24 protein-coding genes are annotated in these 24496 nt (G+C 68.3%); 11 read left to right on the top strand and 13 right to left on the bottom strand.

The window, feature by feature from the left end:
• Positions 1-363: 363 nt before the first annotated feature.
• The 6 genes from AB0H36_RS23785 (at position 364) to AB0H36_RS23760 (ending at position 6404) form a co-directional block, all read left to right on the top strand.
• A complete protein-coding gene (locus AB0H36_RS23785) occupies positions 364-1788 on the top strand; it encodes an extracellular solute-binding protein (protein WP_360527240.1) in 1425 nt (474 codons plus the stop codon).
• Positions 1788-2681: a sugar ABC transporter permease gene (locus tag AB0H36_RS23780; protein ID WP_360527237.1), complete on the top strand. Its 894-nt coding sequence runs from the start codon at positions 1788-1790 to the stop codon at positions 2679-2681. Before AB0H36_RS23785 ends, AB0H36_RS23780 begins: the two co-directional genes overlap by 1 nt.
• The gene (locus AB0H36_RS23775; protein ID WP_360527234.1) at positions 2678-3499 is read left to right on the top strand and encodes a carbohydrate ABC transporter permease; all 822 of its coding nucleotides are present in this window, start codon (positions 2678-2680) and stop codon (positions 3497-3499) included. Before AB0H36_RS23780 ends, AB0H36_RS23775 begins: the two co-directional genes overlap by 4 nt.
• On the top strand, positions 3499-4608 hold the full coding sequence (locus AB0H36_RS23770) for an ABC transporter ATP-binding protein (RefSeq protein WP_360527231.1): 1110 nt from the start codon (positions 3499-3501) through the stop codon (positions 4606-4608). Before AB0H36_RS23775 ends, AB0H36_RS23770 begins: the two co-directional genes overlap by 1 nt.
• The gene (locus tag AB0H36_RS23765; protein ID WP_360527228.1) at positions 4608-5855 is read left to right on the top strand and encodes a CehA/McbA family metallohydrolase; all 1248 of its coding nucleotides are present in this window, start codon (positions 4608-4610) and stop codon (positions 5853-5855) included. Before AB0H36_RS23770 ends, AB0H36_RS23765 begins: the two co-directional genes overlap by 1 nt.
• A 138-nt stretch (positions 5856-5993) precedes the next feature.
• Positions 5994-6404 carry a hypothetical protein gene (locus tag AB0H36_RS23760; RefSeq protein WP_360527225.1) on the top strand — a complete coding sequence of 137 codons (411 nt, stop codon included), beginning with the start codon at positions 5994-5996 and terminating at the stop codon, positions 6402-6404.
• Positions 6405-6640: 236 nt separating this feature from the next.
• On the opposite strand, the gene AB0H36_RS23755 is transcribed toward AB0H36_RS23760, so the two are convergent.
• Positions 6641-7321 (bottom strand): alpha/beta hydrolase, encoded by a 681-nt coding sequence (locus tag AB0H36_RS23755; protein WP_360527222.1) that lies wholly within the window; start codon positions 7319-7321, stop codon positions 6641-6643.
• 49 nt (positions 7322-7370) lie between these two features.
• On the opposite strand from AB0H36_RS23755, the gene AB0H36_RS23750 reads away from it, so the two are divergent.
• Positions 7371-8066 carry a WYL domain-containing protein gene (locus tag AB0H36_RS23750; RefSeq protein WP_360527219.1) on the top strand — a complete coding sequence of 232 codons (696 nt, stop codon included), beginning with the start codon at positions 7371-7373 and terminating at the stop codon, positions 8064-8066.
• A gap of 208 nt (positions 8067-8274) precedes the next feature.
• Here the strand turns inward: AB0H36_RS23750 and AB0H36_RS23745 are convergent, their stop codons facing one another.
• From AB0H36_RS23745 to ssd, 8 genes are all read right to left on the bottom strand, one after another.
• Positions 8275-8895: a response regulator transcription factor gene (locus AB0H36_RS23745; protein WP_360527216.1), complete on the bottom strand. Its 621-nt coding sequence runs from the start codon at positions 8893-8895 to the stop codon at positions 8275-8277.
• Between the two features lie 642 nt (positions 8896-9537).
• The gene (locus tag AB0H36_RS23740) at positions 9538-9909 is read right to left on the bottom strand and encodes an Rv3654c family TadE-like protein (RefSeq protein WP_360527213.1); all 372 of its coding nucleotides are present in this window, start codon (positions 9907-9909) and stop codon (positions 9538-9540) included.
• Positions 9906-10253, bottom strand: coding sequence for a TadE family type IV pilus minor pilin (locus AB0H36_RS23735; RefSeq protein ID WP_360527210.1), 348 nt, complete (start codon positions 10251-10253; stop codon positions 9906-9908). Before AB0H36_RS23735 ends, AB0H36_RS23740 begins: the two co-directional genes overlap by 4 nt.
• Before the next feature lie 445 nt (positions 10254-10698).
• Positions 10699-10953, bottom strand: coding sequence for a DUF4244 domain-containing protein (locus AB0H36_RS23730; protein ID WP_360527207.1), 255 nt, complete (start codon positions 10951-10953; stop codon positions 10699-10701).
• Positions 10954-11069: 116 nt separating this feature from the next.
• Complete coding sequence (locus AB0H36_RS23725) at positions 11070-11783, bottom strand: type II secretion system F family protein (RefSeq protein ID WP_360527204.1); 714 nt, start codon at positions 11781-11783, stop codon at positions 11070-11072.
• A 14-nt stretch (positions 11784-11797) separates the two neighbouring features.
• A complete protein-coding gene (locus AB0H36_RS23720; protein WP_360527200.1) occupies positions 11798-12412 on the bottom strand; it encodes a type II secretion system F family protein in 615 nt (204 codons plus the stop codon).
• Between the two features lie 251 nt (positions 12413-12663).
• Positions 12664-13824, bottom strand: coding sequence for a TadA family conjugal transfer-associated ATPase (locus tag AB0H36_RS23715; RefSeq protein WP_360527197.1), 1161 nt, complete (start codon positions 13822-13824; stop codon positions 12664-12666).
• Positions 13821-14891, bottom strand: coding sequence for a septum site-determining protein Ssd (gene ssd, locus AB0H36_RS23710; RefSeq protein WP_360527195.1), 1071 nt, complete (start codon positions 14889-14891; stop codon positions 13821-13823). Before ssd ends, AB0H36_RS23715 begins: the two co-directional genes overlap by 4 nt.
• A 203-nt stretch (positions 14892-15094) precedes the next feature.
• Here ssd and AB0H36_RS23705 point away from each other — a divergent pair, with 203 nt between their 5' ends.
• Together AB0H36_RS23705 and AB0H36_RS23700 are read left to right on the top strand one after the other, a co-directional pair.
• Entirely contained in the window at positions 15095-16807 is a 1713-nt protein-coding gene (locus AB0H36_RS23705) for a glycosyl hydrolase family 18 protein (RefSeq protein ID WP_360527191.1), read from the top strand.
• 29 nt (positions 16808-16836) lie between these two features.
• Positions 16837-18378, top strand: a complete 1542-nt coding sequence (locus AB0H36_RS23700) for a cellulose binding domain-containing protein (RefSeq protein WP_360527188.1) — start codon at positions 16837-16839, stop codon at positions 18376-18378.
• 45 nt (positions 18379-18423) lie between these two features.
• Here AB0H36_RS23700 and AB0H36_RS23695 read toward each other — a convergent pair whose 3' ends face one another.
• Together AB0H36_RS23695 and AB0H36_RS23690 are read right to left on the bottom strand one after the other, a co-directional pair.
• The gene (locus AB0H36_RS23695; protein WP_360527185.1) at positions 18424-19173 is read right to left on the bottom strand and encodes a hypothetical protein; all 750 of its coding nucleotides are present in this window, start codon (positions 19171-19173) and stop codon (positions 18424-18426) included.
• An 85-nt stretch (positions 19174-19258) separates the two neighbouring features.
• Positions 19259-20146 carry a LysR family transcriptional regulator gene (locus AB0H36_RS23690; protein ID WP_360527182.1) on the bottom strand — a complete coding sequence of 296 codons (888 nt, stop codon included), beginning with the start codon at positions 20144-20146 and terminating at the stop codon, positions 19259-19261.
• A gap of 71 nt (positions 20147-20217) precedes the next feature.
• Between AB0H36_RS23690 and AB0H36_RS23685 the strand changes: the two genes are divergently transcribed.
• A complete protein-coding gene (locus tag AB0H36_RS23685) occupies positions 20218-21441 on the top strand; it encodes an MFS transporter (protein WP_360527179.1) in 1224 nt (407 codons plus the stop codon).
• 4 nt (positions 21442-21445) lie between these two features.
• Positions 21446-21895, top strand: a complete 450-nt coding sequence (locus AB0H36_RS23680; RefSeq protein ID WP_360527175.1) for a YbaK/EbsC family protein — start codon at positions 21446-21448, stop codon at positions 21893-21895.
• Here AB0H36_RS23680 and AB0H36_RS23675 read toward each other — a convergent pair.
• Both AB0H36_RS23675 and AB0H36_RS23670 read right to left on the bottom strand, forming a co-directional pair.
• Positions 21892-22794 (bottom strand): helix-turn-helix domain-containing protein, encoded by a 903-nt coding sequence (locus AB0H36_RS23675; protein WP_360527172.1) that lies wholly within the window; start codon positions 22792-22794, stop codon positions 21892-21894. The genes AB0H36_RS23680 and AB0H36_RS23675 overlap by 4 nt on opposite strands.
• A 1-nt stretch (position 22795) precedes the next feature.
• On the bottom strand, positions 22796-24250 hold the full coding sequence (locus AB0H36_RS23670) for a glycosyl hydrolase family 18 protein (protein ID WP_360527169.1): 1455 nt from the start codon (positions 24248-24250) through the stop codon (positions 22796-22798).
• Positions 24251-24496 lie beyond the last annotated feature (246 nt).

The following is a 24496-nucleotide window of genomic DNA, read 5'->3' as shown; positions in this document are numbered from 1 at the left end:
GCCGTCACCAGGCGGCCGGGCCGGTCACCACCAGCAGTGGTGGTGGCAGTGCCAGAGCAGGTCGTCGAGAAGGCAAGCCAGTCCGTGCAACAGCATGTCTTTCACCTCCGATCCACTGAACCGATCGGCAAGACCGTACCTCCTGCTGTCACAGTATGTATCTAATCAACTACCAGCTGCCACAGAACCTTGAGGATGCTTTAACTGGTCCGCAATGCGCCGGGCGGGATCCGGACTTGACATGGTTGCTCGCAGCATCTGACAACGTTTACCCCGGGTTCGGAAAAAGTCTTCACATAGTCGCTCGCGAGTGCCAATGTTTGACCGGCACTCGCTGCACCGACCCTCGCAAGGAGACCCCTGATGCGATCACTCACGCGGTTGACCAGCACCGCAGTCCTCGGCGCTGCCGCGCTCGCGCTGCTGACCGGCTGTCTCGGCTCGTCCGACACCGGCGGCGACCAGGACACCAGCCGCAACGCCGACGCCAAGAAGGTCGAGCTGACCATCGGCTCGAACGCGGTCAAGGGCGGCAAGAGCAGTGCCGGCGCGACCTTCATCGAGGACGTCCTGATCCCGAAGTTCGTCGCCGAGCAGAAGGGCAAGGGTGTCGATGTCACGGTCAAGTTCCAGGGCGACGGCTCCGACGACGAGGTCTACAAGCAGAAGCTGTCGCTGGACCTGTCGAACAAGTCCGGCCCGGACCTGATTCAGATCGACGGCATCTGGGTCGGTGAGTTCGCCCAGGCCGGCTACATCAAGCCGCTCACCGACACCGTCGGCGACACCGCCAAGGTGGACGACTGGGACGGCTGGAAGCAGATCCCGGAGGCGGTCCAGCAGCTCGGCAGCTTCGACGGCAAGCGGTACGGCGTCCCCGGCGGGACCGACGGCCGGGTGCTGTACTTCAACAAGAAGCTGTTCCAGCAGGCCGGCCTGCCCGCCGACTGGCAGCCGAAGTCGTGGGACGACATCATCTCGGCCGGCCAGGCGCTGAAGAAGCTGTCCGGCGTCACCCCGATCCAGATCAACGCCGGTACGGCGATGGGCGAGGCGACCACCATGCAGGGCGTGCTGCCGCTGCTGGTCGGCACCGGCACGACCATCTACCCCGACGGCAAGTGGCTGGGCGACACCCCGAAGCTGCGCCAGGTGCTCGACTTCTACCACCAGATCTACTCGACCGGTCTCGGCGACCCGGTGCTGCAGCGCGAGGCCAAGGGCCGGGACAAGTCGTTCGCCCAGTTCGCCGCGAACAAGATCGGCATCCTGCTGGAGGGCGACTACTTCTGGCGCAGCGTGGTCGAGCCCAAGGAGGGCGTGGCCAAGATGGCCGACCGCGACACCGCCGTCGGCTACGCGCTGATCCCGGCCGCCCGCCCGGGCGGCGGCGTCGACGGCCAGGACTTCGTCTCGATGTCCGGTGGCGGCGCGACCGTGATCAACCCGAACACCAAGTTCCCGCAGCAGGCGTGGGAGCTGCTCCAGTTCATGAACTCCGCGGAGATGGTGAAGGAGTCCCTGAACGGCGCGGCGAAGATCACCCAGCGCACCGACGTCAACAACGAGGTGCTCGCCGGCGACCCGATGCTGAACTTCGTGTCCACCAAGGTGCTGCCGATCACGCAGTACCGGCCTGGCCTGGCGGAGTACCCGAAGATCTCGGCCGCCTTGCAGCAGGCCACCGCGGACGTGGTCGGCGGCAAGACCACCGACGCCGCCGCGCGGGGCTACCAGAAAGCGGTCGAGGCGGCGGCCGGCAGCAAGGACAAGGTCGCCGGCAACTGATGAGCACACGGCTACGGAGTCCGGCGGCGGACGTCGCCGGACTCGGTGTCGGGCGGGCGTTCGGCTTCGTCGCACCGGCACTGCTGCTGATCGGCGCGTTCCTGGTCTTCCCGGCGTTCTGGACGATCTACATCGGCATCACCAACTACCGGCTGACCGGCGTCGAGGCGGTGTCGCCGTCGATCGTCGGCCTGTCCAACTACACCAAGGCGCTGAACGACGCGCTCTTCCACAATGCGTTGTGGCTGACGATGCTGTTCGTGCTCGGCTCCGCGATCATCGGCCAGAACATCCTGGGCTTCACGCTGGCCTGGGTGATGCGCCGTACGCGTCCCGTCGTACGCCGTACTGTCGAAGCGCTGGTGCTATTGGCCTGGATCCTGCCCTCGACGGTGGTCGCGTACCTGTGGGTCGCGTTCTTCGACCGCGACGGCGGCACGCTGAACAGCCTGCTCGGCACACCGGGGACGGCCTGGCTGATCGACTACCCGATGGCGTGCCTGGTGGTCTTCAACACCTGGCGCGGTACGGCGTTCTCGATGATGCTCTACTCGTCCGCGCTGCAGGCCGTGCCGCCGTCACAGCTCGAGTCGGCCCGGATGGTCGGGGCCTCGGGATGGCAGACGCTGCGCGACGTGGTGTTCCCGCACATCCGGGGTCACGTGCTCACCAACACGCTGCTGATCTCGCTGTGGACGGCGAACGACTTCTCGCCGTTCCTGCTCACCAAGGGCGGGCCGAACCACGAGTCCGAGACGGTGCCGGTCTACATCTACAACGTGGCGCTGCAGGGCGGTGAGCTCGGCTACTCCTCGGCCATCTCGTTCCTGCTGCTGATCGCGAACCTGCTGGTCTCGCTGATCTACCTGCGGCTGCTTCGGAGGCGCTCATGAGTCCGGCCTACGTGGTACGGCGGATCGGCTTCTACGTGCTGATCTGCGCGATCATGCTGTTCTTCGCCGTACCCATGCTGTGGATCGCGTCGGCGCCGTTCGACGCTACGCCCGGTCTGGGGGTGAGCTGGCCGGACTGGACGCTGGACAACCTCCGCAAGACCCTCGAGCACCCGTACGCGATGCACTCGATGGTGAACTCGCTCGTCATCTGCGTGACCACCGCGGTGGCAGTGACCGCGTTCGCCGCGCTGGCCAGCTACGCGCTGTCGCGGGTCCGGGTTCCCGGCCGGGACGCGCTGCTGTACGGGTTGCTGCTGCTGTCGTCGGTCGTCACCGGGACGGCTGCGATGGTGCCGATCTTCGTGATGATCTACCAGCTCGGGCTGATCGACTCGCGGTTCGGCGTCGCGCTGGTGATGACCAGCGGGCTCTTGCCAGCGGCAATCTTCATCCTGAAGGACTTCGTGGACGCGGTGCCGCGGTCCTACGAGGAGTCGGCTCGGGTGTTCGGCGCGTCCACGGGCCAGATCCTGCGCGACGTCGTACTCCCGGTGGCGCGGCCGGGCCTGGCCACCATCATGGTCTGGGCGTTCGTCAACTCGTGGGGCAACTTCCTGGTGCCCTTCCTGCTCATCCGGTCGATCGACCTACAGCCCGGGGCGGTGCTGATGCAGACCCTCACCGACGAGGGCGGCAGTGTGAACCTGCAGGTGCTGCCGGTGTTCTCGCTGCTGTTCTCGATCCCGGTCGTCGTGCTGTACCTGCTGGTGAACTCGCGGTACGGGTTCCGCTTCCATGGAGGGATCAAGAGCTGATGGCGGGCATCGACATCGAAGGCCTCGCGACCGTCTACCCGAACGGCGTGCGCGCCGTCGACGGGCTGGACCTGCACGTGGCGGACGGCGAGTTCTTCGCCCTGCTCGGCCCGTCCGGCTGCGGCAAGACCACGCTGCTGCGGACGATCGCGGGCCTGGAACAGGCGACCGAGGGCAAGGTCCGGATCGACGCCGCAGACGTGACCCGCACCGAGCCGGGCAAGCGCGGCGTGGCGATGGTCTTCCAGGACTACGCCCTGTTCCCGCACATGAACGTGTCCGAGAACATCACCTACCCGTTGAAGGTACGGCGGGTTCCCCTGTCGACTCGTACGGCGACAGCCGAGCGGACCGCTGGTGAGCTGTCGCTGCACGGCCTCCTGGAACGCAAGCCGGGCCAGTTGTCAGGTGGTCAGCAGCAGCGGGTCGCATTGGCCCGTGCGATCGCCTCCGAAGGCAAGGTGCTGCTGCTGGACGAGCCGTTGTCCAACCTGGACGCTCGGCTGCGGTTGGAGGCGCGCACGTTCCTGAAGAAGCTGCAGCGCGACCTCGGCATCACGACGGTCTTCGTCACACACGACCAGGCCGAGGCGCTGGCCCTGGCCGACCGCATCGCCGTCATGGAGTCCGGCAAGCTGCGCCAACTCGGGTCTCCGCGCGAGGTGTTCGCCCGCCCGGCCAACACCTTCGTGGCCAACTTCATCGGGTCCACTCCGATGAACCTCCTCCCGGGAACGGTTGGATCGAACCTCTCGTCGGACGAGGTCGGCGTGGTCTCGGTGGCCGGTGGATCGTTGCCTGCGACTACGTATTCGACACCGACGGGTGCCGAGGTGACCGTCGGCATCCGGCCTGAGTACCTGACTCTGGCTCATGGCGATGTGACCGGTCCGTCTTTGCGCGGCCAGGTCGTCGTTGCGGAGAACCTCGGCACCCAGTCCCTGGTCAGCGTCGACTGTGACGGCACGCTGATCGGTGTGACCGTGCCGGAAGAGGCGGAGCCCGAGCCTGGCGCCACAGTTGTCATTACGGCCCCCGCTTCACGGGTGCTGCTGTACGACCGGGAGTCGGGCGACCTGCTGGCGCGTCAGCCGGCTGCGGTCGGCTGATGGCGGTCACGTCGTACCGGCGCCGTTGGACGCTCGACGATCGTGCGGAGTCGGTCTGGCACTCGCTGCCGGTCGACGTTCCGGCCGGGTGCCCTGGTCTGCTGGTTACGTTGACGGTGCCCGAGGTCGAGGGAGCCGTGATCGACCTTGGGTGCGAGGGTGCTGCCGGCTGGCGCGGGTGGTCTGGCGGCGCACGCCGTACGTTTGCGATCACTCCGACCGCGGCGACCCCGGGTTATCTCGCGGGTGACCTCGAGCCGGGGACGTGGTGGGTGGTCATCGGGCTGCATCGGTTGCCGGTCGACGGGGCCGAGCTCATCGTCGAGGCGGTCACGGGTCCGGTCGACGTGGTGCCTGGTTTGGCGGCGTACGCCGAGGCTTCTGCTGCTGTCGCCGTACCGGCTCGGCCTCCTCGCCGTACGTTGCCTGCGGCCCCTGGGATGAAGTGGGTCGCTGGTGACTTCCACGCGCACTCGCTGCACTCCGACGGGTCTACGCCGGTCGCCAATCTCGCGGCGCTCGGGATTGCGGCCGGGTTGGACGTGCTGGCGGTGACTGACCACAACACGGTCTCGCACCACCTCGAACTGCCGGTGGTCGGGAAGCAGTTCGGGATCGGGTTGATTCCCGGGCAGGAGGTGACGACCGAGTCCGGGCATGCGAACGCGTTCGGCGACATCGGGGTGATCGACTTCCGCCGTCCGGCTTCTACCTGGGTGTCCGAGGTGGCCGCGCGCGGTGGACTGTTGTCGATCAACCATCCGCTCGGCGGTGACTGCTCCTGGCGTCAACCGCTCCCGGACCACCCACCGCTCGCCGAGGTCTGGCACTCGACCTGGCTCGACCGCACCTGGGGCGGCCCGATCGCCTGGTGGCAAGCCTGGGGCCTGACCAGTACGACGCCGATCGGCGGCAGCGACTGGCACGACCTGACCTCCATCTCGTTGCCCGGCACCCCCACCACCTGGATCGCCGTCGACGCCGCCGCCTCCGGCCCCGACGAACTCCCCCAAGCCGTCCTAGCCGGCCTCGCCGCCGGCCGCACCGCGATCTCCGCCTCCTACACCGCCCCCATCCTCCTGCGCGTCGAAGACTCCTTCATCGCCCTGGACGCCCCCAACACCGTCCTCATCTCCCCCGACGGCACCCGCCGTCCAGTCCGCACATCCCACGAATCCCTCCCGGCGGTTCCAGGCCCGCACTACCTGGTCACCCACGAAGGCCGCATCATCTCCCTCTGCGCCTGACCCCCATCCCGCATGCCCGCCTCGCCTGCCCGCCTAGCCTGCCCGCCTCGCCTGCCCGCCTCGCGTGCTCAGCGCTGTGCCTTGCGATGATGCCGCCGGTGACGACCAGGCCGAATGACTTGCTGACAGACTGACGGCATGACCGATCAACGGCGCCAGGTGATCGTGGTGGACGCGGCCAACGTGGTCGGCTCCCGCCCGGACGGCTGGTGGCGCGACCGCGCCGGAGCCGCCCGCCGCCTCCTCGTGAAGCTCGCCGCTCTCCAGGCACGCCTTCAAGACACCACCGACATCATCGTCATCCTCGAAGGCGCCGCCCGCGCAGCCGTCTCGGGCCCCGACGCCCCCGACGTCGGCACCCTTCGCGTAGTCCTCGCCGACGGCTCCGGCGACGACACCATCGTCGCGATCACCACCGAGTCGGCCTCCCACGACGCCAATCCCGAGGTCACCGTCGTAACCGCCGACCGCGGCCTCCGCCACCGCATCGAAACCACCGGCGCCACCCCCACCGGCCCCCGCTGGCTCCTAGACCAACTCGACACCTAGCGCATGAGGCCAGCACGTCGCTGGCGCCGCTCGGCAGGGCAATGCAGGAGGGGTGCTGCCAGCGGTTCTGCGCGGCCGGTGATAGTTGTAAACCACTCGTCGGCGCCCCTCGACACCGAGGGCGCGCTGGCGTGGGTCATCGAGCAACCCGCTGTCCAGCACGCCCGGTCGGAGTCATCCGAAGCCGTCGACGCGCCGCGGGTTCCGGGGACCGACGAGCGGCTCGAGAGACGTACTCATGCCGCGAGGAACCGGTGAATGGAGTCCGCCAGCGCCTTTGGGTTCTGGACCATCGGGAGGTGCCCCGCATCGATCTTGTCCTCCCAGTTCGCGTCAAGTCGTCGTGCGAACCGTTCCTGCAGGGACAGAGGTAGTTCGCGATCCCGGGTCGTCGCGACGTAACCCCGTCGGGCAGGCCATGAAGGCGCCGCTGCCTTGTCCAGGTACAGGCCCCGCGACTCGGTCCTGAACTCAGCCACCACGCGTTCGACGACGTCATCCGGCAGTTCGTCACCAAGACCCCGACGGATCACCTTGTCGGGCGGCCGCGTGCCGACGAGGCGCATGGCTGCCGCAAGCACCCATCGGTTGGGGAGGGGCATCGCCGAGGTGAACGACTGTCCTGCCTCCGGGATGGCCGCTGTCACGGCCAAGAACCCACTGACGCGGTCGGGAACAAGCCGGGCCACTTCTGCGCCAACGACGCCTCCGACGGAATGGGCGACCACTGCGAAGATTCCTCGCGGTGCCGCCGCGATAGCCGCTTCGGCATAGCGAAGGAGCGTTGCCGACGTGCCCTCCGCGGGTCGAGGGGCGACCGTCGTCCCGACGTCGAGTAAGTCGCGCACTTCGTCCCACACCCAAGCTGGAAGGCCTGCGCCACTGATGAACAAGATCGGGTCTCGTGGAATGGTCACGTCCGAATCGTTGCTCCCCGCCATGTCACCGGTATGTCACCATTTTGTGGTGAACCGCACCGACCGGCTCTACGCCATTCGCGAGGAACTTCGAAGGGCGGGCAAGGCAGGACGAACGGCCGAGCAACTGGCGCGAACCTTCGAGGTCAGCATCCGCACGATCAAGCGGGACATCACCACCCTGCAGCACGGCGGATTCCCCCTCTGGGCGCGCCCCGGACCCGGCGGTGGATACGTGGTCGACCCACAAGCGACCCTGCCGCCGGTCAACTTCACCGAGGCAGAGATCCTCGGACTTGCAGCCGCAGTCGCTTCTCACCGTGGGCAACCATTCGAGCAGCACGCCCGTGCGGTCCTGACCAAAATCCTGAGCGTCGTGGATCGCCCCACGCGGGATCGCGCGAGTGCTCTCACCGACCGCGTCTGGACCGACCTCACCGGTAGCCCGGGGAATGCCCGGGTCAGGCGCTCGATTGAGCGGGCGCTTCAGGAACGCCGCGTGCTGGTGCTGCAGTACCAGGACCATCACGGAAAGCACACGATCCGCAAGGTCGACCCAGTGTTGATCGCTCATACCGAAGCACAGTGGTACCTCGTGGCGCACTGCCAAACCCGGGACGCGATCAGGTGGTTCCGCTTCGATCGCATCCAAGCTGCCCAGTTGACTGCGAAGAGCGCGGCTTCCGTGCCCGTCGAGTCGGTGGGCACGCCACCAGAAACGGCCCGGGCTCTCACTGACGTCTGATCCCGTCGCGCTCCCGGCAACAACGTCTCATCCAGCAACGCCTAACCAGACAGCGTGCGGGGTCGTGCACCGCGACAGCACCCGCGTCCGAGTCGGACGACCTGACCCGGCTGCGGTTGTCCGACACCGGCTCGCTCGCCGGGTGCCTCGCGTACATGGCAGAACCTGGAACCCGAGGGGCGGGAATCCAGGCGTCGGGGGGATGTTCTCAGTCGAGGAGCCAGCCGTTGCGTTCGGCTATGTGGATGGCGTCGGAGCGGGTGCGGGCGCCGGTCTTGCCGATCGCGGACCAGAGCCGGGTACGAACGACCCGCTCGGACACCTCGAGTTTGCGCGCCATCAACGCGACCGACCCACCGTCGCGCGCCGCCCGCAGGGTGTCCGTCTCGTCGTCATTGAGCGGCGTCTCGGAGTACCTGAGGTTCTCGGCCGCCAGATTGGCGTCGACCACGCGGAGTCCGAGGTGCACACGCCGTACCGCATCCGCCAACTGCGGCGCCGGGCTCCCCTTCAACGCGATCCCCTTCGCACCTGCCTCGAGCCCGCGCCGGAAGTGAATCGGCCGCCCGTACGTCGTCAGCATCACGACCCGGCACTCCGGCATCGACGTACGCAGCGTCGTGGTCACCTTGATGCTGTCCTTCCCCGGCCCCGCCGCGTCGAGCAGCGCGACGTTCGCCCGGTGCCGTTTCGCGGCGCCCACCACGTCGTCCGAACGGTTGAGCTCGGCAACGATCTCCAGGTCGCGCTCGCGCTCCAGTCCGCTTCTGAGCACGCCTCGACTGAGGATCTGGTCGTCGACCAGCAACAGCCGGATGCGTTCGGGCAAACGAGCCTCCGGGGTAACCGTCCGGGCGCCGGGGAAGTGCGTCCGGGAGGATGGGCAGGACTTCGGTTCCAGATCATGGAGTCAGCCGACACACCACGTCCAGATCAACGCCCCATCTCTACCAGATTGCGACCAGATCGCGACCGCCCAGACCCCATCCTCACGACCCGACAGCCGCCGCGAGTTTCGTACGGCCCGAGACAACGCGCCCGCACACGCTGACGTCTGGTCGGGACCACGTGATCAACGCTCGACAGGCCTGCACGAACACGGTCACGGCGAGCACAGCGCACGCCAACGAAAGCCGCAGGCACACCAAGCCGAGCCAGCTGATGTCGAGGTGCAATGCGCGATGGGCCGCAGTGAGGCGGTCGCACGTCTCGCTAGGGGCGAGGCGGGCGTACGTCGGCGAGGTGGCAAGGCGCGCGTACATCGACAGGCGGCGAGGCGGGCGCACATCGGCAGGCGGCGACGCGGGCGTACGCCGGCGGGTGGCGACGCGGGCGTACATCGACAGGCGGCGACGCGCACGTATATGGGCGGGTCGCGAGGTAGGCGTACGTCGGCGGGTGGTGAGGTCGGCGTACGTCGACGGGTGGCGAGGTCGGCGTACGTCGACGGGTGGCGAGGTCAGGGGTTGGGTTAGGCGGGGCCGGCTTGGGCTTGGGTGGTGAGGGTGGGGGTGCCGAGGGCTGGGAGGGTTAGTTGCTTGGTCACGCGGATGGTGACGGTGTCGGCGGTTACGTGACAGGCAGTGAGGTTTACATGGTGGGTGGCGGCTATTCGGTGGGCTGTGGTGCAGGGGTCGGCGGTGCCGGAGGTTAGGGAGTGGGCGGCGCTTAGGGCGGTTAGGTCGGCGGCGGCTGCTAGTTGGTGACGGGCTGTGGAGATGGATGTCCAGAGGATCGCCATGGCGACGGCCGTTGCGAGGATCAGGCAGGCGAAGAGCGTTAGGAGACTGCCGCTGCCACGCTCTGACTTCACGCGTCGCTGGGGATTGGGGTGTGTCGTCATTGGGGTGGGCTCTCGGTGGAAGGTTCGGCCTGGAGGGTGGCTTCGGCTGTTATCTGCGTTGTGGGGAACGGGGCTAGGAGGGGGCCGGAGCGGTTGGGAGTGGCGGTGACTTTGACGTGGATATCTGTGGGGGTTCGAGTGATGGTGATCGTTGCGTTCTTGGGGCCTGTGCGGCGGCCCAGCTCTTGAGCTGATTCGGGGGATTCGCCGCGGGCTACTGCGCGGGCTACGTCCCGCGCGGCGTCGGTGCACTGGATGTTGAGCACGACGGTGCCGATCAGCCAGATGCCCAGGACGAGCATCGTAAGCAGGACGGGCAGCGTAATGGCCACCTCCGCGGTCACCGCACCACGCTCACCACACCGCCGGGCCTGGTGGCGCTCGACATGCCTGTGAGTGCGGTTGCTCTGTTGCTTGGCGGGGGTGCGAGCTGGGTGGCTGGTTGTCGTCAGGTGCTGCGGGTTCCGGCGTGGCATCTGGGGTCCCCTTGCGTTGGCCGACGCGGCGAGCGCTGGAGTGGTGTCGTGGCGGCGCTTGGATTGGTGGGGTGGGAGCGCTTGGGCTGGTGGCGCGGCGGCCCTTGGGTTGGGAGGTTGTCTCCGCCCTGGTTGGAGATCCGTCGCGGAGTCTTGCGGGTGGCCCGGATCCGTCGGGCCGCTGTCGCGTCGTACTGCGGCGCGCGCTGTGGTTGTGGTCGCCGTTCGGGGATTGGTACGGCGGGGGTTATGCCCTGGTGTGGTTGGGGTGGGGTCGGTCGCGGGGAGGGGGGTGCGACCGACCCCGGTCCGGTTAGAGCTGGACGCCTTCTACGCCGGCTAGTTGGAGGGCGTAGTTGATGAGGGCTTTGAGGGCGTTCAGCATGGCGTCGGACTTGAGGAGGGCTACGAGGATTCCGCCTAGGCCGCAGACTGCTACGACGCTGACGGCGTACTCGGCGGTGGCTGCTCCGCGTTCCGAGCGGCGGAGGGATCGGCGCTTGGTGGGAAGGCGGAGGGCTTTGTGGGCGGGGTGGGTGGAGGTGGGGGTCGGCTCGGCGGTTTGCATTGGTGCCTCCAGGGTTCGTGTCCGGGTGTCCGGATCTGTTGCTGACAAGGTGCCGTTGTTGGAGGCCTTTTTTTCAAGGAGATTCTGGGTTGGGGACAACTTGTTGCCTGTGGCTCCTATTGGCGGGTTAGGTACGGGATCAGGGCGTCGGCGATGGTAGGGACGATGGACAGGAGGATGAAGGCTGGGAGGAAGCAGAGGCCTAGGGGCAGGGCAGTTCGGGACTCGATGGCGCGGGCCGCTTGGTCGGCGGCGTGGTGGTGGGCCTGACGGGTGTCGTCGGCCAGGTGTTCGAGGGTCTTGGAGAGCGGGGCGCCCGAGCGGAGGGAACGGTCGATGGCTCGTGCGAAGGGGGCGCAAGCTGGTTCGGCGCGCAGGTGGGACCAGGCGTCGATTGGGTCGGCGCCTAGGGACAGGTGATGGGCGACCTTGGTGAAGAGGTCGGCCAGGGGGCCGCGGATGGCGGCGGCGACTGTGGTGAGGGCTTGTTGGGGTGGGCGGCCGGCGCGGAGGCAGGCGGCTAGGAGATCTACGGCCAGGGGGAGATCTCGGGTGAGTTGTGCGGTTCGTTGCTTGGTGGCGGCTGGTTCAAGGCGGGCTAGCGCCTTGGGGATGAGGTAGACGGCCGCGGCGGCGAGCGGGATGGACCACGGCATGCCGAAGAGGAAGAGGAGGCCGAGAGCGGCGAGGGTGGCTGCTAGTTGGTGTCGGCGGGGCGGGCGGGGTCGGGGGCGGCGGGGTCGGTGGGTGAGACGGCGGAGGGATGGTTGGGCGGGCAGCAAGAGGTACGACGCGAGTGCTGCGGCTGTGGCTGCCAGGACAGTGCTCATGGGGTCAGGGCTCGCTAGGTGGCTGGGAGTTTGGCTAGGTGGGTGGTCCAGTGGAGGCCGGCGGTCGTCAGGGCTAGGCCGACGGTTAGGCAAAGCCAGCCGGTGGGGGTTGTGGTGAGGAAGGTGAGGGGGTTGGCGCCCAGGGAGTAGCCGAGGGCAATGCCGAAGATGGGGAGCAGGGCCAGGATGCGGGCGGTGGAACGAGCACCGGCGAGGCTGGCGGCGGTTTGGCGGTGGATGGACTCGTCGGCCCGGAGGGATTGGGCGAGGCGGTCGGTGAGGGTGGCGAAGGCGGCGCCGGATTCGTCGGCGACTCGCCAAGAGGCTGCGAGGGCGCGGAGGCCTTCGGCGCCGGGGGATTCTGCGGCGAGCTCGAGGGCGCCGGGGATGTCTCCGCCGAGTTTGGCGGCGGCGTGGGCGACTTGGAAGTCGGGGCAGATGGTTGCGGCGCCTTCCAATGCCTCGATGGGTGGGCGGCCGGCGGTGAGGTCGGCGGCGAGTACGTCGAGGGCTTCGATGATGTTGGCGCGGCGGGCGGCGGTGGTTGTGCGTTGGCGGTGTTGGGTTCGTTGGTTGTGGACGAGCCAGGTGATGGCGGCCAGGGCGGCGACGGACACCAGGAACTGCATGCCAAAGATCAAGCTGGTGAGTGCGGCTGGTGGCGCGAGGAGCCACACGCGACGTTGCTGCGAGCGGGCGACGGCGAGTCGGGGGAAGCGTCGCCGGGCGGCCGCGGGTGTTGGGGTGGCTGCGGCAGGCGGAGGGACCGCGGAGGCGCCTTGGGGTGGATGAGGGGTCAGGCGGTGGAGGGCTCGATGGCGGGCGGGGAGAAGTAGGTGGAGGGTGAGGAGGACCAGGAGGCTGGAGAGCAGGGCGGGAGTCATGCGGCGGCGGGGTGGGGGTTGGTGAAGCGATGGGCGGGCGGGTGGAGGGTGAGGGTGTTGTTGGGGTGGTGGAAGGTGACGGCTGGGCGGGTGACTACTTGGCCGGTCGGGAGGCGGTCGAAGACTTGGATCTCGGCGATTCGGCGGGGGCCGTCGGCGGGGCGGGTCAGGTGGATGACGGCGTGGAGGGCGGAGGCGACCTGGCTGTGGACGGCTTCTCGGGTGAGGCCGGCTAGGGCGCCCAAGGCTTCCAGACGGGCCGGGACGTCGGTGGCCGAGTTGGCGTGGACGGTGCCGCAGCCGCCTTCGTGGCCGGTGTTCAAGGCGGTCAGCAGGTCGACGACCTCGGGTCCGCGAACCTCACCGACCACGAGGCGATCGGGGCGCATGCGGAGGGCCTGGCGGACCAGGTCTCGGAGAGAGATCTCGCCGCTTCCCTCTACGTTCGGTGGTCGTGCCTCGAGGCGGACGACGTGGGGATGGTTCGGGCGCAGCTCTCCGGCGTCCTCGACGAGGACGAGCCGTTCCGAGGGATCCACCAAGGACAGCAGGGAATTCAGCAGCGTGGTCTTCCCAGTACCCGTGCCACCGCTGATCAGGAAGGCCAATCGCGCATCGACCAAGTCACGCAGGATCGTCGCACCGGCCGGCGGCAGCGCACCTGCAGCGACCAAGTCGTCGAGCGTGAAGACCTTCCTGGACGGGACGCGCAACGACAGACAGGTGCCTGGCGCGGCGACCGGCGCAAGTACGGCGTGGAAGCGGGTGCCGTCGGAGAGGCGCACGTCGACGTACGGCGTGGCGTCGTCGAGTCGGCGACCTGCGGCCGCGGCCAACCGGGTGGCGAGACGGCGGATAGCAGGCTCGTCGCCGGTGCGGACCAGCACGCGTTCGAGGCCGGAACCACGGTCGACGTACACCTCGTCGGGACCGTTCACCAGGATGTCGGTGATACCCGGCTCGGACAGCAGGCTGTCGAGCGGGCCCGCACCCAACGCCTCCCGGCGGAGTGCCGCGACCACGGCGAGCACGATCGCGTCGCCGTAGACGCCGCCATCCGCCCGGAGAGCAGCAGCGACGCGAGCAGGTGTCGGCTCCGCACCGGTGACGGCCAAGGTCGCCCGGACACGATCGATGAGTACGGCGGAGGCACTCATGCCGCCGCCGCTGAGTAGAGGCCGAACAGATCCAGGAGCTCCGACGCCGCACGACCGAGAGGCCCACGCGGACGCGGATCGAACCGCCCCTGATCCATCGCCGCCGGCAGATCCCGCTCGTAACCAACTCTCGTTGCCAATGGCAATGATAGGTGCGCCGCGACGTCAGCAGCAGACAGCCCGTTCACCCGCGGATCCCGCGCCACCACCCGAAGATCACCGGCGACGTCGCGCAGCGGACCGACCAACCGATGCGCCGCGGCGACCGACCTGACATCGCACGGTACGACGAGCAGCGTCGCGCCGGCGCGGACGAAACCTTCCTCCACCGCCGGATCCGCCCGCCGAGGCAGGTCGACGACGACCAGATCGCTGCTGCGTTGGGCCGCGCTCAGCACCGAACTCATCGTCTCCGGCGGCAGGACGGTCACATCGGACCGATCCCACGACAACACCGCCAGCCCGTTCACCGACGGCAAGGCGGACCGCAGCGCAGCAGCACTTACCCGGCCGGACGCGTTGAGCAACTTCGGCCAGCGATCGCCGACATCCTGCTCGATCCCCAGCGCCAACTCGATGCCGCCGCCGAGTGGATCGCCGTCGATCAGCATCGTGCGATACCCACGCCGGTTCCCGAACACGGCCACCGCCGAGGCGAGCGTGGTCGCTCCCGCTCCCCCGCAGCCGCCCACGAACGCGAGCGTCAACGCAGTCCGGACCTCGCCATCCAAGGCATCGGCCAACTTGTCGCCCAAGGCGGACTCGTCCGTGGGTAACCGGAACACCGACTCCGCGCCGATGTCGAAGGCACACCGGTACACGTCGTCACCGCCGGCGAACCCGGCGACGACGACGCCGGATCGCCGTACCGGTTGGGTTCGGGCGAGTGGCTCGGCCAGGTCGTGGCCGACCACGACCAGGGAGCCGGCGTGCCAGCTGCGGCGGAGGCCGAGCAGGTCGTGCTCGACCAGTGGGGTGATCGAGGCCGCCGCGGCCAGCCGGAGCAGGTCGTCGAGCAGCAGGTCGTCAGTAGTTGCCAAGAGCACTGAAGTCGAAGAAGTGTCCATGCCTAGAAGATGCCGTCGTCGCGGCATCCTCCGGCCAACGCACTGAATCCCTGTGGACAAAGGCCTGTCGGGTTTCCGTCAGCAGCGGGAATCCGCCATCGCCAGCCCGCGACCAACCCGCCGGGAACGGTTACGGTTCCTTTCGAAGCGTCTTTAACTAAATTTCACCGGACCGCTTCCGTCCCAGCTCCGGAGGACCGCCCATGAGTCGACTACGCATGCTCGCCGCCACCGCAACCGTCGCCGCCACCGCCCTGATCACCGCCGCCGGCGTCTCCCTCGCCAGCCCCGAGACGGCCCAGGCCCCGGCCGCCACGAGCGGTGGGGTGAAGACGGCGTACTTCACCCAGTGGGGGATCTACGCCAACGCGTTCTACCCGAAGAACCTGATCACTACCGGCGCGGCCGGCAAGCTGGACTTCCTGAACTACGCGTTCGCGAACATCCACCCGACCGACCACACCTGCTTCATGGCGAACAAGGCTGCCTCGCAGGACGAGAACAACCCGAACGCGGGTGACGGCGCCGGCGACGCGTTCGCCGACTACGGCAAGTCGTACGGCGCGGACATCAGCGTCGACGGGGTCGGCGACGTCTGGAACCAGCCGATCCAGGGCAACTTCAACCAACTGAAGAAGCTCAAGGCGCAGTTCCCGAACCTGAAGATCCTGATCTCGATCGGCGGCTGGACGTACTCGAAGTACTTCTCCGACGCCGCCTCCACCGACGCCAAGCGCAAGACGTTCGTCAGCTCCTGCGTGAACATGTTCCTCAAGGGCGACCTCCCGGTAATCGACGGCTTCGGCGGTCCCGGCACGGCCTCCGGCATCTTCGACGGCATCGACCTCGACTGGGAGTACCCGGGCTCGCCGAACGGCCACGTCGGCAACCACTGGAGTCCCGCCGACAAGCAGAACTTCACCCTGCTGCTGGCCGAGTTCCGGTCCCAGCTGAACGCGTACGGCGGCCAGACCGGCAAGCGCTACTACCTGACCGCCGCCACCCCGGCCGGCCAGGACAAGATCGCCACGATCGAGACCGACAAGATCGGCCAGTACCTCGACTACAACAACGTGATGACGTACGACATGCACGGCGGCTGGGACGCCACCGGGCCGACGAACTTCCAGGACCCGCTCTACCAGGCCCCGGACGACCCGAGCACACCGATCCCGCCCGGCTCGGCCAAGTACTCGATCGACGGCGCGATCAAGGCGTGGACCACCGGCGACCCGGCGTACGGCATCCCCGGCGGCTTCCCGGCGAACAAGCTGACGATCGGATATCCCTTCTACTACAGGGGCTGGAAGGGCGTTCCGAGTACGGCGAACGGCAAGTACCAGCCCGCCACCGGACCGGCCGACGGGCACGCGATGAGCGGCAATGTGCCCGGTGTCTCCTTCTACAAGGAGCTCGTCGGGTTCGTGGACGATCCGTCGGCGACGTACTTCGACGAGACCACCAAGGCGTCGTGGTTCTACCGCAACGGCACCTTCTGGACCGGTGACAACGCCCAGTCGATCAAGGCCAAGGCGGACTACCAGCACTGCAACGGCCTGGCCGGCGCGATGATGTACTCCCTCGAGGCACTCGACCCGAACGTCACCCTCTTCAACCACGTGGTGAACGCAGTCAACGCGGAGACCCCAGGCTGCAGCGGCCCGAACCCGACGCCGACGCCCACTCCGACGCCCACTCCGACACCGACCCCCACTCCCACGCCGACACCGACGCCGACTCCCACCCCGACGCCGACCTCGACGCCTCCGACGGCCACCCCGTGGGCGCCGAACACGACGTACGCGACCGGTGCGCTGGTGAGCTACAACGGCCTCACCTACAAGTGCATCCAGGGGCACACCTCCCTGACCGGCTGGGAGCCACTGAACGTCCCCGCACTCTGGGGCCGAGTCTGATCACGTACCGCCCACTGATCGGAGCAATCATGAAACGCATCTCGATGGCTCTAGCGGCTGTCATTGCAGTAGTACTGGCACTTCTGATCGCGCCGGCTGCGAACGCGGCCGGTGTCACCGCAGCCTTCACCAAGGTGTCCGACTGGGGCAGCGGGTTCGAGGGCAAGGTGACTGTCACCAACGGCACCACGAGCTCGGTGAGCACCTGGTCGGTCGCGCTCGACTTCCCGTCCGGCTACACCATCAGTAGCTCGTGGGACGCTACCAGGAGCAGCAGCGGCCAGACACACACGTTCACGCCGCCGAGCTGGGCCGGACCGCTCGCACCGGGCGCCAGCGTCACCTTCGGCTTCAACGGCAGCCCAGGCAACTTCCCAGGGCTCACAGCCTGCCGGCTGAACGGCGGCTCCTGCACTGGCGGCGGTGGCGGCACCCCACCGGGCGCACCGACAGGTCTGTCCGGTACGGCGACCTCGTCGTCGGTCAGCCTCAGTTGGTCCGCGGCAAGCGGTGCAACGAGCTACAGCGTGTACCGCAACGGCACGAAGGTCGGCTCCCCGACCGGTACGTCGTACACGGACTCCGGGCTGACCGCGAACACGACGTACAGCTACCAGGTCAGTGCGTCCAACAGCGCGGGTGAAGGGCCGAAGAGCAGCAGCATCTCGGTGACGACGACCACCGGTGGCGGCAACCCCGGCACCCGGCGGGCGGCGCCGTACCTCTACATGGGCTGGGGTGACCCGCCGAACCCGGCGACCGTCATGAACGCGACCGGCATCAGGTGGTTCACCATGGCGTTCATCCTGTCGTCCGGTGGCTGCAACCCGGCATGGGACGGCAGCAGGCCGCTGCAGGGCAGTGCGGACGCCAACGCGATCGCACAGATCCGCGCCGCCGGCGGCGACATCGTGCCGTCGATCGGCGGCTGGAGCGGCAACAAGCTCGGCCCGAACTGCAGTACGCCGGAGGCGCTCGCCGGCGCGTACCAGCAGGTGATCAACGCCTACAACCTGAAGGCGATCGACGTCGACATCGAGAACAGCGACGAGTTCGAGAACGAGGTCGTCCAGGACCGCATCCTGAACGCGCTCAAGATCGTCAAGCAGAACAACCCGGGGATCCAGACGATCCTCACCTTCGGTACGACGACCAGCGGCCCGAACTACTGGGGCAACCGGCTGATCGAGCGGTCCGCGGCTCTCGGCGCGAACATCGACATCTACACGCTGATGCCGTTCGACTTCGGCAGCTCGAACATCCAGCAGGACACCATCAACGCGTCCGTCGGCCTGAACAACAAGCTGAAGGCGACCTTCGGCTGGACCACCGCGCAGGCCTACGCGCACCAGGGCATCTCCGGCATGAACGGTCTGTCCGACCAGCAGGAGATGACCACCACGGCGACCTGGCAGAACATCACCAACTGGGCCAAGTCGAACGGGCTCGGCCGGCTGGCGTTCTGGTCGGTCAACCGCGACCGCCCGTGCCCGGGTGGCGGCGTGGTCTCGAACTGCTCCGGCATCTCGCAGCCCGAGTGGGAGTTCACCCGGATCACGGCCGGGTTCTGACAGCGGTACGGCGACGTGCGGGCAGCAACCCGCGCGTCGCCGTACTCAGCCGGACTTCAGAGCCTCGACGATGAGGGTGTTGCGGGCGTTCTGGCCCAGCGGGATCGACGGGTGCAGGCCGTCGCGGAGGTACTTGGCGAGGCGGTTGGGCTTGGCGGCCAGGTGCTCGGCCCAGCGGATCACGCGGAGGTTCTCGTGGCGGCGCTGCGCCTCGGCGAGCTGGAGGTTGATCCAGGCGCTGTTCCGCTGGTCGGAGACTTGGACGCCGGGACCGTGCCCGGTCCGGGCGGCCTGGATGTTGACCCAGAAGACCGTCCGCTCGGCGCCGACGATCTGCATGGTCCGCTCGACCTGGGCGGCCACCGCGGGCGGGGTGAAGATGTCGTTGGAGCCGACCGACATCAGGATGCGGTGCGGCAGGCCGTAGTCCTGGGCCCAGGTGTCGAGGGCGTCGACGGCGGGCGTGACCGGGCGGCCGGCCCAGTTGTGCACGGCGATGTGAATGCCGTGCGCGGTCAGCTGCTTGGCCAGCGACGGTCCGTCCTGGACGCCGATGCTGTCGCCGAACATGAAGACGCCGTCGGTCTCCCGCGCCTTGCGGATCTGCGACTCGGCCGAGATCGCGCGCGCCTGCCGCTCCCAAGCGCCCAGCACTCCCGACCCGTACGCGCCGGTGGAGCCGAGCTCGCCGGCCGAGGCCGTTGCAGCCGACGCAACCGTCGACGCAGCGGCAGCCGTGCCGGCTGCGAACAGCAGGCGCCGGCTCGGGCGGATCGAACTGAGACGCTTCCTCACGGAGGAAACTGTGCGGTGGAAAGCCCTCTCACTGCAAGTCGACACCGGGAAAATTGGACCAACGCTACGAAAGTCACGGTCAGACTCAGGCCGACCGCACCGGTTGCGACCGGACGAAGTCGCGGAACCGCTCGGCAGCCGGCGTGAGCTGCGCCCGCAACCGCCACGCCATCCCGATCTCCCGCCGCGCCCGCACCCCGGCGAGCGGGATCGACACCGCCCCACTCTCGTTCCCGCGCACCGCACCGGACGGCAACACCGCCACCCCGAGCCCGGCACCGACCAGACTGTCGATGGTCGCGAGGTCGGTCGCCTCGAACGCCAGCCGCGGCGTGAACCCAGCCGCGCGGCACAGCTCCTCACTGATCCGCCGGAACCCGAACCCAGGCCGCAGCCCGACGAACTGCTCGTCAGCGGCCGCAGCCAACTCCACCCGCCGCCGCGACGCCAGCGGATGACCGGGCGGGACATGCAGGCACAGCCGCTGCTGCTCGAGCAGGTGCCACCCGAACAGCTCCGGATCCGGCCGCGGCGCGATGATGCCGATCTCCGCCTCCCCACTCTCCAGGTCCTGGACGATGTCATGCGCCGGCTCCTGCCGCAGCGCGAACCGGACGCTCGGCGCCTGCGAGCGGAACGCCTTCAGCAGGTCCGGCACCAGGCTGGTCGCGACCGAGTGCAGGAACCCGAGCCGCACTGTCCCCGACTCCGGGTCGAGCAGCGCGTCGATGCGCTGACGTGCACTGTCGACAGCCGCCGTACCGGCGCGGGCAGCCTCCAGGACGACGCGCCCGTACGGGTTCAGCCGCAAGCCTCGGTGCTCGCGCTCGAAGAGTTGCACTCCGAACGCGCTCTCGACGCGACGAAGCGAGCGGGACAGGTTGGGCTGGCTCGTCCCCAGTACGGCGGCCGCTTCGGTCAGATGCTCGGTCTCGGCGAGGACGATGAACGAGCGCAGGTCTTCGACATGCATACGAGAAGCGTATCGATTACTGCTGAGATCGACATTTTACGTATCGCACAATGCGTGGCACGGTCGAAGGCATGCACACTTCCGTCGCCGCGCAGCCCGGCTACCGGCCAGGCGAGGCCGGCTACCGCCGGCTGTCCATCGCCCTGTTCGCGGCGGGCCTGGCGACGTTCGCACTGCTCTACAGCACCCAGCCGCTGCTCCCCGAGCTCGTCGATGCGTTCAAGGTCTCGCCGAGCCAGAGCGCGTTCACGGTGTCGCTGGCCACGCTCGGACTCGGCATCGCGCTGCTGATCGCAGGTCCCGCCTCCGAGGTGATCGGACGCACCACTCTGATGCGCTGGTCGGTCGCCGCCACCTCCGTCATTGCCCTGCTGTGTGCAGTAGCGCCGACCTGGCACGCGCTGCTCGCCCTCCGCGGCCTCCAAGGCATCGCGATGGCCGGTCTGCCCGCTGTCGCCATGGCATACCTCCGCGAGGAGGTGCACCAAGACAGCCACGCCCGCGCCAGCGGCCTCTACATCGCGGGTACGGCGGTTGGCGGCATGGCCGGCCGCCTCGTCGCAGGTGGGCTCGCCGACCTCGGCGGCTGGCGATTCGCGGCCGGCGGCATCGCAGTCGTCGGTGTCCTGTGCGCCGCCGTGGTCTGGCTGCTGCTGCCCGCCTCCCAGAACTTCCAGCCGGCCCCGGCCAGCCCGCGGCAGTTGCTGACCCAGACCGGCCGCGTACTGCGGGACCCGGCCTTGCTGGCGCTCTACGGGATCGCTGCCACCGCGGTCGGCGCGTTCGTCGCTGTGTACAACGGAGCCGTGTTCCGGCTGTCCGGAGCGCCGTACGACCTGAGCGCGGGAGCGGCTGGGCTGGTGTTCACCGTCTATCTGCTCGGGTCGGCTGGTTCGGCTACGGCAGGGTGGCTTGCTGACCGGTACGGGCGGCGGGCGGTTGTCCCGGCGGGCTGTCTTGTCACGCTGGCCGGAGTGGCCGTCACCCTTGCTGCGCCGCTGCCGCTGATTGTGGTCGGGCTCGCACTGATGACGGCCGGCTTCTTCGCCGTACATGGTGTGGCCAGCGGTTGGGTGGCCGCCCGGGCACACGCAGGTGGCGGTGGGACCGGGCAGGCGGCCAGCCTCTACCTGTTCTCGTTCTATCTCGGCTCGTCGGTGTTCGGCGGGTTGGCCGGGGCTGCGTGGACGCACGGGGGCTGGAGTGGGGTGGCGCTGGAGGCGTGTGTGCTCTTCCTCATCACTCTCCTGCTGGCCGTACTCCTCAAGGCCGTTCCCAGCAAGGTGCGAAACTAGCCAGGTGACCAGAGCGATCGAGGCAGCCGACCAGTTGGGCCTGAGCTACGAGGTGACCAGGCACGGGCGGGTCAACTCGCTCGAGGAGGCCGCGGCGGCGCGGGGCATCGAGCCGGCCAGCCTGATCAAGACGATCGTGGTCCGGCTGTCCGACGACGACTACCGCTTCGTACTGGTCCCCGGCGATCGGGAGATCGCGTGGCCGAAGCTGCGCACGCTGCTCGGGGTCAACCGGATCTCGATGCCGGACAAGGACACTGCGTTCGACGTGACCGGGTACGTCCGCGGCACCATCACTCCGCTCGGCAGCACGCACGCCTGGCCGGTGATCGCCGACGAGCGCATCACCGGCACGATCTCCCTCGGCGGCGGCGACCACGGCGTCGGCATCACCGTCAATGCCGACGACCTGGTCAAATCATTGAAGGCAGTAGTAGCAGACGTCACCGACTAGGCGAGGAGGCCGCGTTGGCCGGCGCGGAGGCCGGCCTGGAAGCGGGTGGTCGCGTCCAGCGCCTTGAGGATCCGCTGCATCCGGCGCTCGACCGTCCGCTGCGCCACCCCGAGCCGCCGAGCGATCGCCTGGTCCGTCAACCCCGCCGCGGCGAGCGCCAGCAGCTGCTGGTCCTCACCCCTCAGCGGCCCCTCCGAGGCCGAAGGTGCAAGCGGGCTCGCCTGCTGCCACAGCAGCTCGAACAACCGCAGCAGTCCATCAAGCAGGCTGGACGGCCCCACTTCGACGACCACCTCCGGACTGGTCGGCAGCAGCCCAGTACGGCGATCCACCAGAACCAACTCGAGCGGTACGTCGCGCAGGATCCGGCAACCCACCGACCGGGCAGCCGCCAGATCGGTGGGCTCCGACACCGACGCCATGTCGTAGATCACCCGGCACGAGACGCCGCGAACGGGCGTGACGACGTACGCAGGCCGGTTGAGGACGAGCACCTCGTCCTGCGCACACGCCTGCGCCTGGTAGAACCGTTGAGCGATCGCCTCGGATCCGCGGATCACCGTGAACGCGCCATGCCGAGCACGGAACTCCGCAGTGAGCACCGAGGCACCCAGCCGGGCCTCGACGATGGCTGCCTGCTTCCGGAGTGCCAAGAGCTCGACCGCGGCCTCCGGCACGGCCGGGACGTAGCGAGCAGGCCGCCCCGGAGTACGAGACGCCAGGCCGAGTGACAGCAGTGACCGCAGGTGCCTGCCGACGCGCGTCGCAGGCCAACCGGTGTCACGTGCAAGGGCGACAGTCGTGGACTCCGGTCGGGCCAGAAGCGCCCGGTAGAGCTGCTCGTCCTGCGAGCAGACACCAAGCGCTTCCAGCACCGGAGCCGGTCGGTAACTGTGCATGTCAGGGCAGCGCGTGCACGTGGGCGCCGACCTGGTTCGCGAACGCGTTGCCGTTCAGCGCGTCCCAGTTGGTCGACCAGGTCATCGCACCGCGCAGCGACGGCCATGTGGTGCTCGGCTTGAAGTTGCCGCAGTTCGTGCCCCGGGTCAGGCAGTCCAGGGCGTTGTTGACGATCTGCGGCGAGACGTAGCCGCTGCCGGCCGCACGGGACGAGGCCGGCAGGCCGAGACCGACCTGGTCGGGCCGCAGTCCGTTCTGCAGCATGATGCAGGCCTGTGCGGTGATGAAGTCGACCGTGCCCTGCGAGTACACCTGCCCGTCGCAGCCGTTCATCGAGCCGGAGTTGTAGTACTGCACGTTGACCACGGTCAGGATGTCCTTGATCGCCAGCGCCAGCTTGAAGTACTCGAACGACGTGCTCTGCATGTCGATCGTCTGCGGCGCCATCGCGATGATCAGCCCGCTGCCGAACGAGTTGCGCAGGCTGCGCAGCGCCTGGCCCATGTACTGCGCGTTGACCCCGTTCTCCAGGTCGATGTCGATCCCGTCGAAGCCGTACTCGCGCAGCACCGTCAGCGCGCTGTTGGCGAAGTTGGTCGCGGCCTCGGCGCTGCCGACCGAGATGGTGCCGTTCTGGCCGCCGACCGACAGGATGACCCGCTTCCCGGCCGCCTGCTTGGCGGCGATGTCGGCCTTGAACTGGGCCACCGTGTAGCCACCCAGCCCGGCCGAGTCCAGGTTGAAGGTGATGGCACCCGGTTGGGACGGTACGGCGTCGGCGAACGCCACCGCGATCAGGTCGTACGCCGCGTGGACGTCACTGATGCGCTGGACGGTGGCACCGTTGTTGAAGTTCTGCCAGTAGCCGGTCAGGACGTGCTTCGGCAAGGTCCCATCAGACGGCGGCGGAGTGGTCGGCGGCGTGGTGGGCGGAGTGGTCGGTGGCGTGGTCGGGTCCGGCGTACCGCCCGGACCGTCGAGCACGACGTCGTCAGCCTGGTACGGCGGCAGTCCGTACCAACCGTGCAGGTAGATCGTCACCCGGGTCGTGGAGGCACCAGTGGTGAAGGTGGTCGTCAGTTGGTTCCACGTGGTGCTCGTGCTCCAGGTCGACGTACCTCCCTCGAAGCCCAGGTAGACGTTCGAGCCCTTGACCCAGGCGGACAAGGTGTACGTCGTACTGGACTTGACCGGAATCGACTGGCTGCAGCGGGCGTTGTCGGACGACGTCGGGCTGCCCTGGAGCGCGTAACTGCCGGTGCGGGCCGAGGTCGTGGCGGCGCCGGCGGCACAGGTCCAGCCGGACAGATCTCCGGTTTCGAAGGTGCCGTTCGTGACGAGATTGGTGGCGGCGGATCCGGTCGCGGGGACCAGAAGCAGGCCCGTGAGGGCGGCGAGAAGCGTGATCAGGGCGGGGATGATCGCGGCCTGGGGGCGGAGTGCACGCGTTTTCATGACTTACAAACTGTGACTGCGTAACTACATTGTCAAGAGCCTGCATAAAGTGAAAGCGCTCCCACAGGCAGAAAACTGAGGAAGCTTTTACATCCGCGAACCGGAGGAGGAAAGGCGACGGCCCCCGGCGGGGGGGTGACCGGGGGCCGTCTTCGGCCACGGGCTCGGGGGGAGGAGCCGGGGGCCGTTCAGGAGGCGACAGTCTGCCACTGTCAGGGGGTATGTACCCCCCAAGACCGAGTTCCA

This window comes from Kribbella sp. NPDC050820 (assembly GCF_040653975.1).
Lineage (GTDB): Bacteria > Actinomycetota > Actinomycetes > Propionibacteriales > Kribbellaceae > Kribbella.
This window is presented reverse-complemented; position numbering and strand designations above follow the sequence as displayed.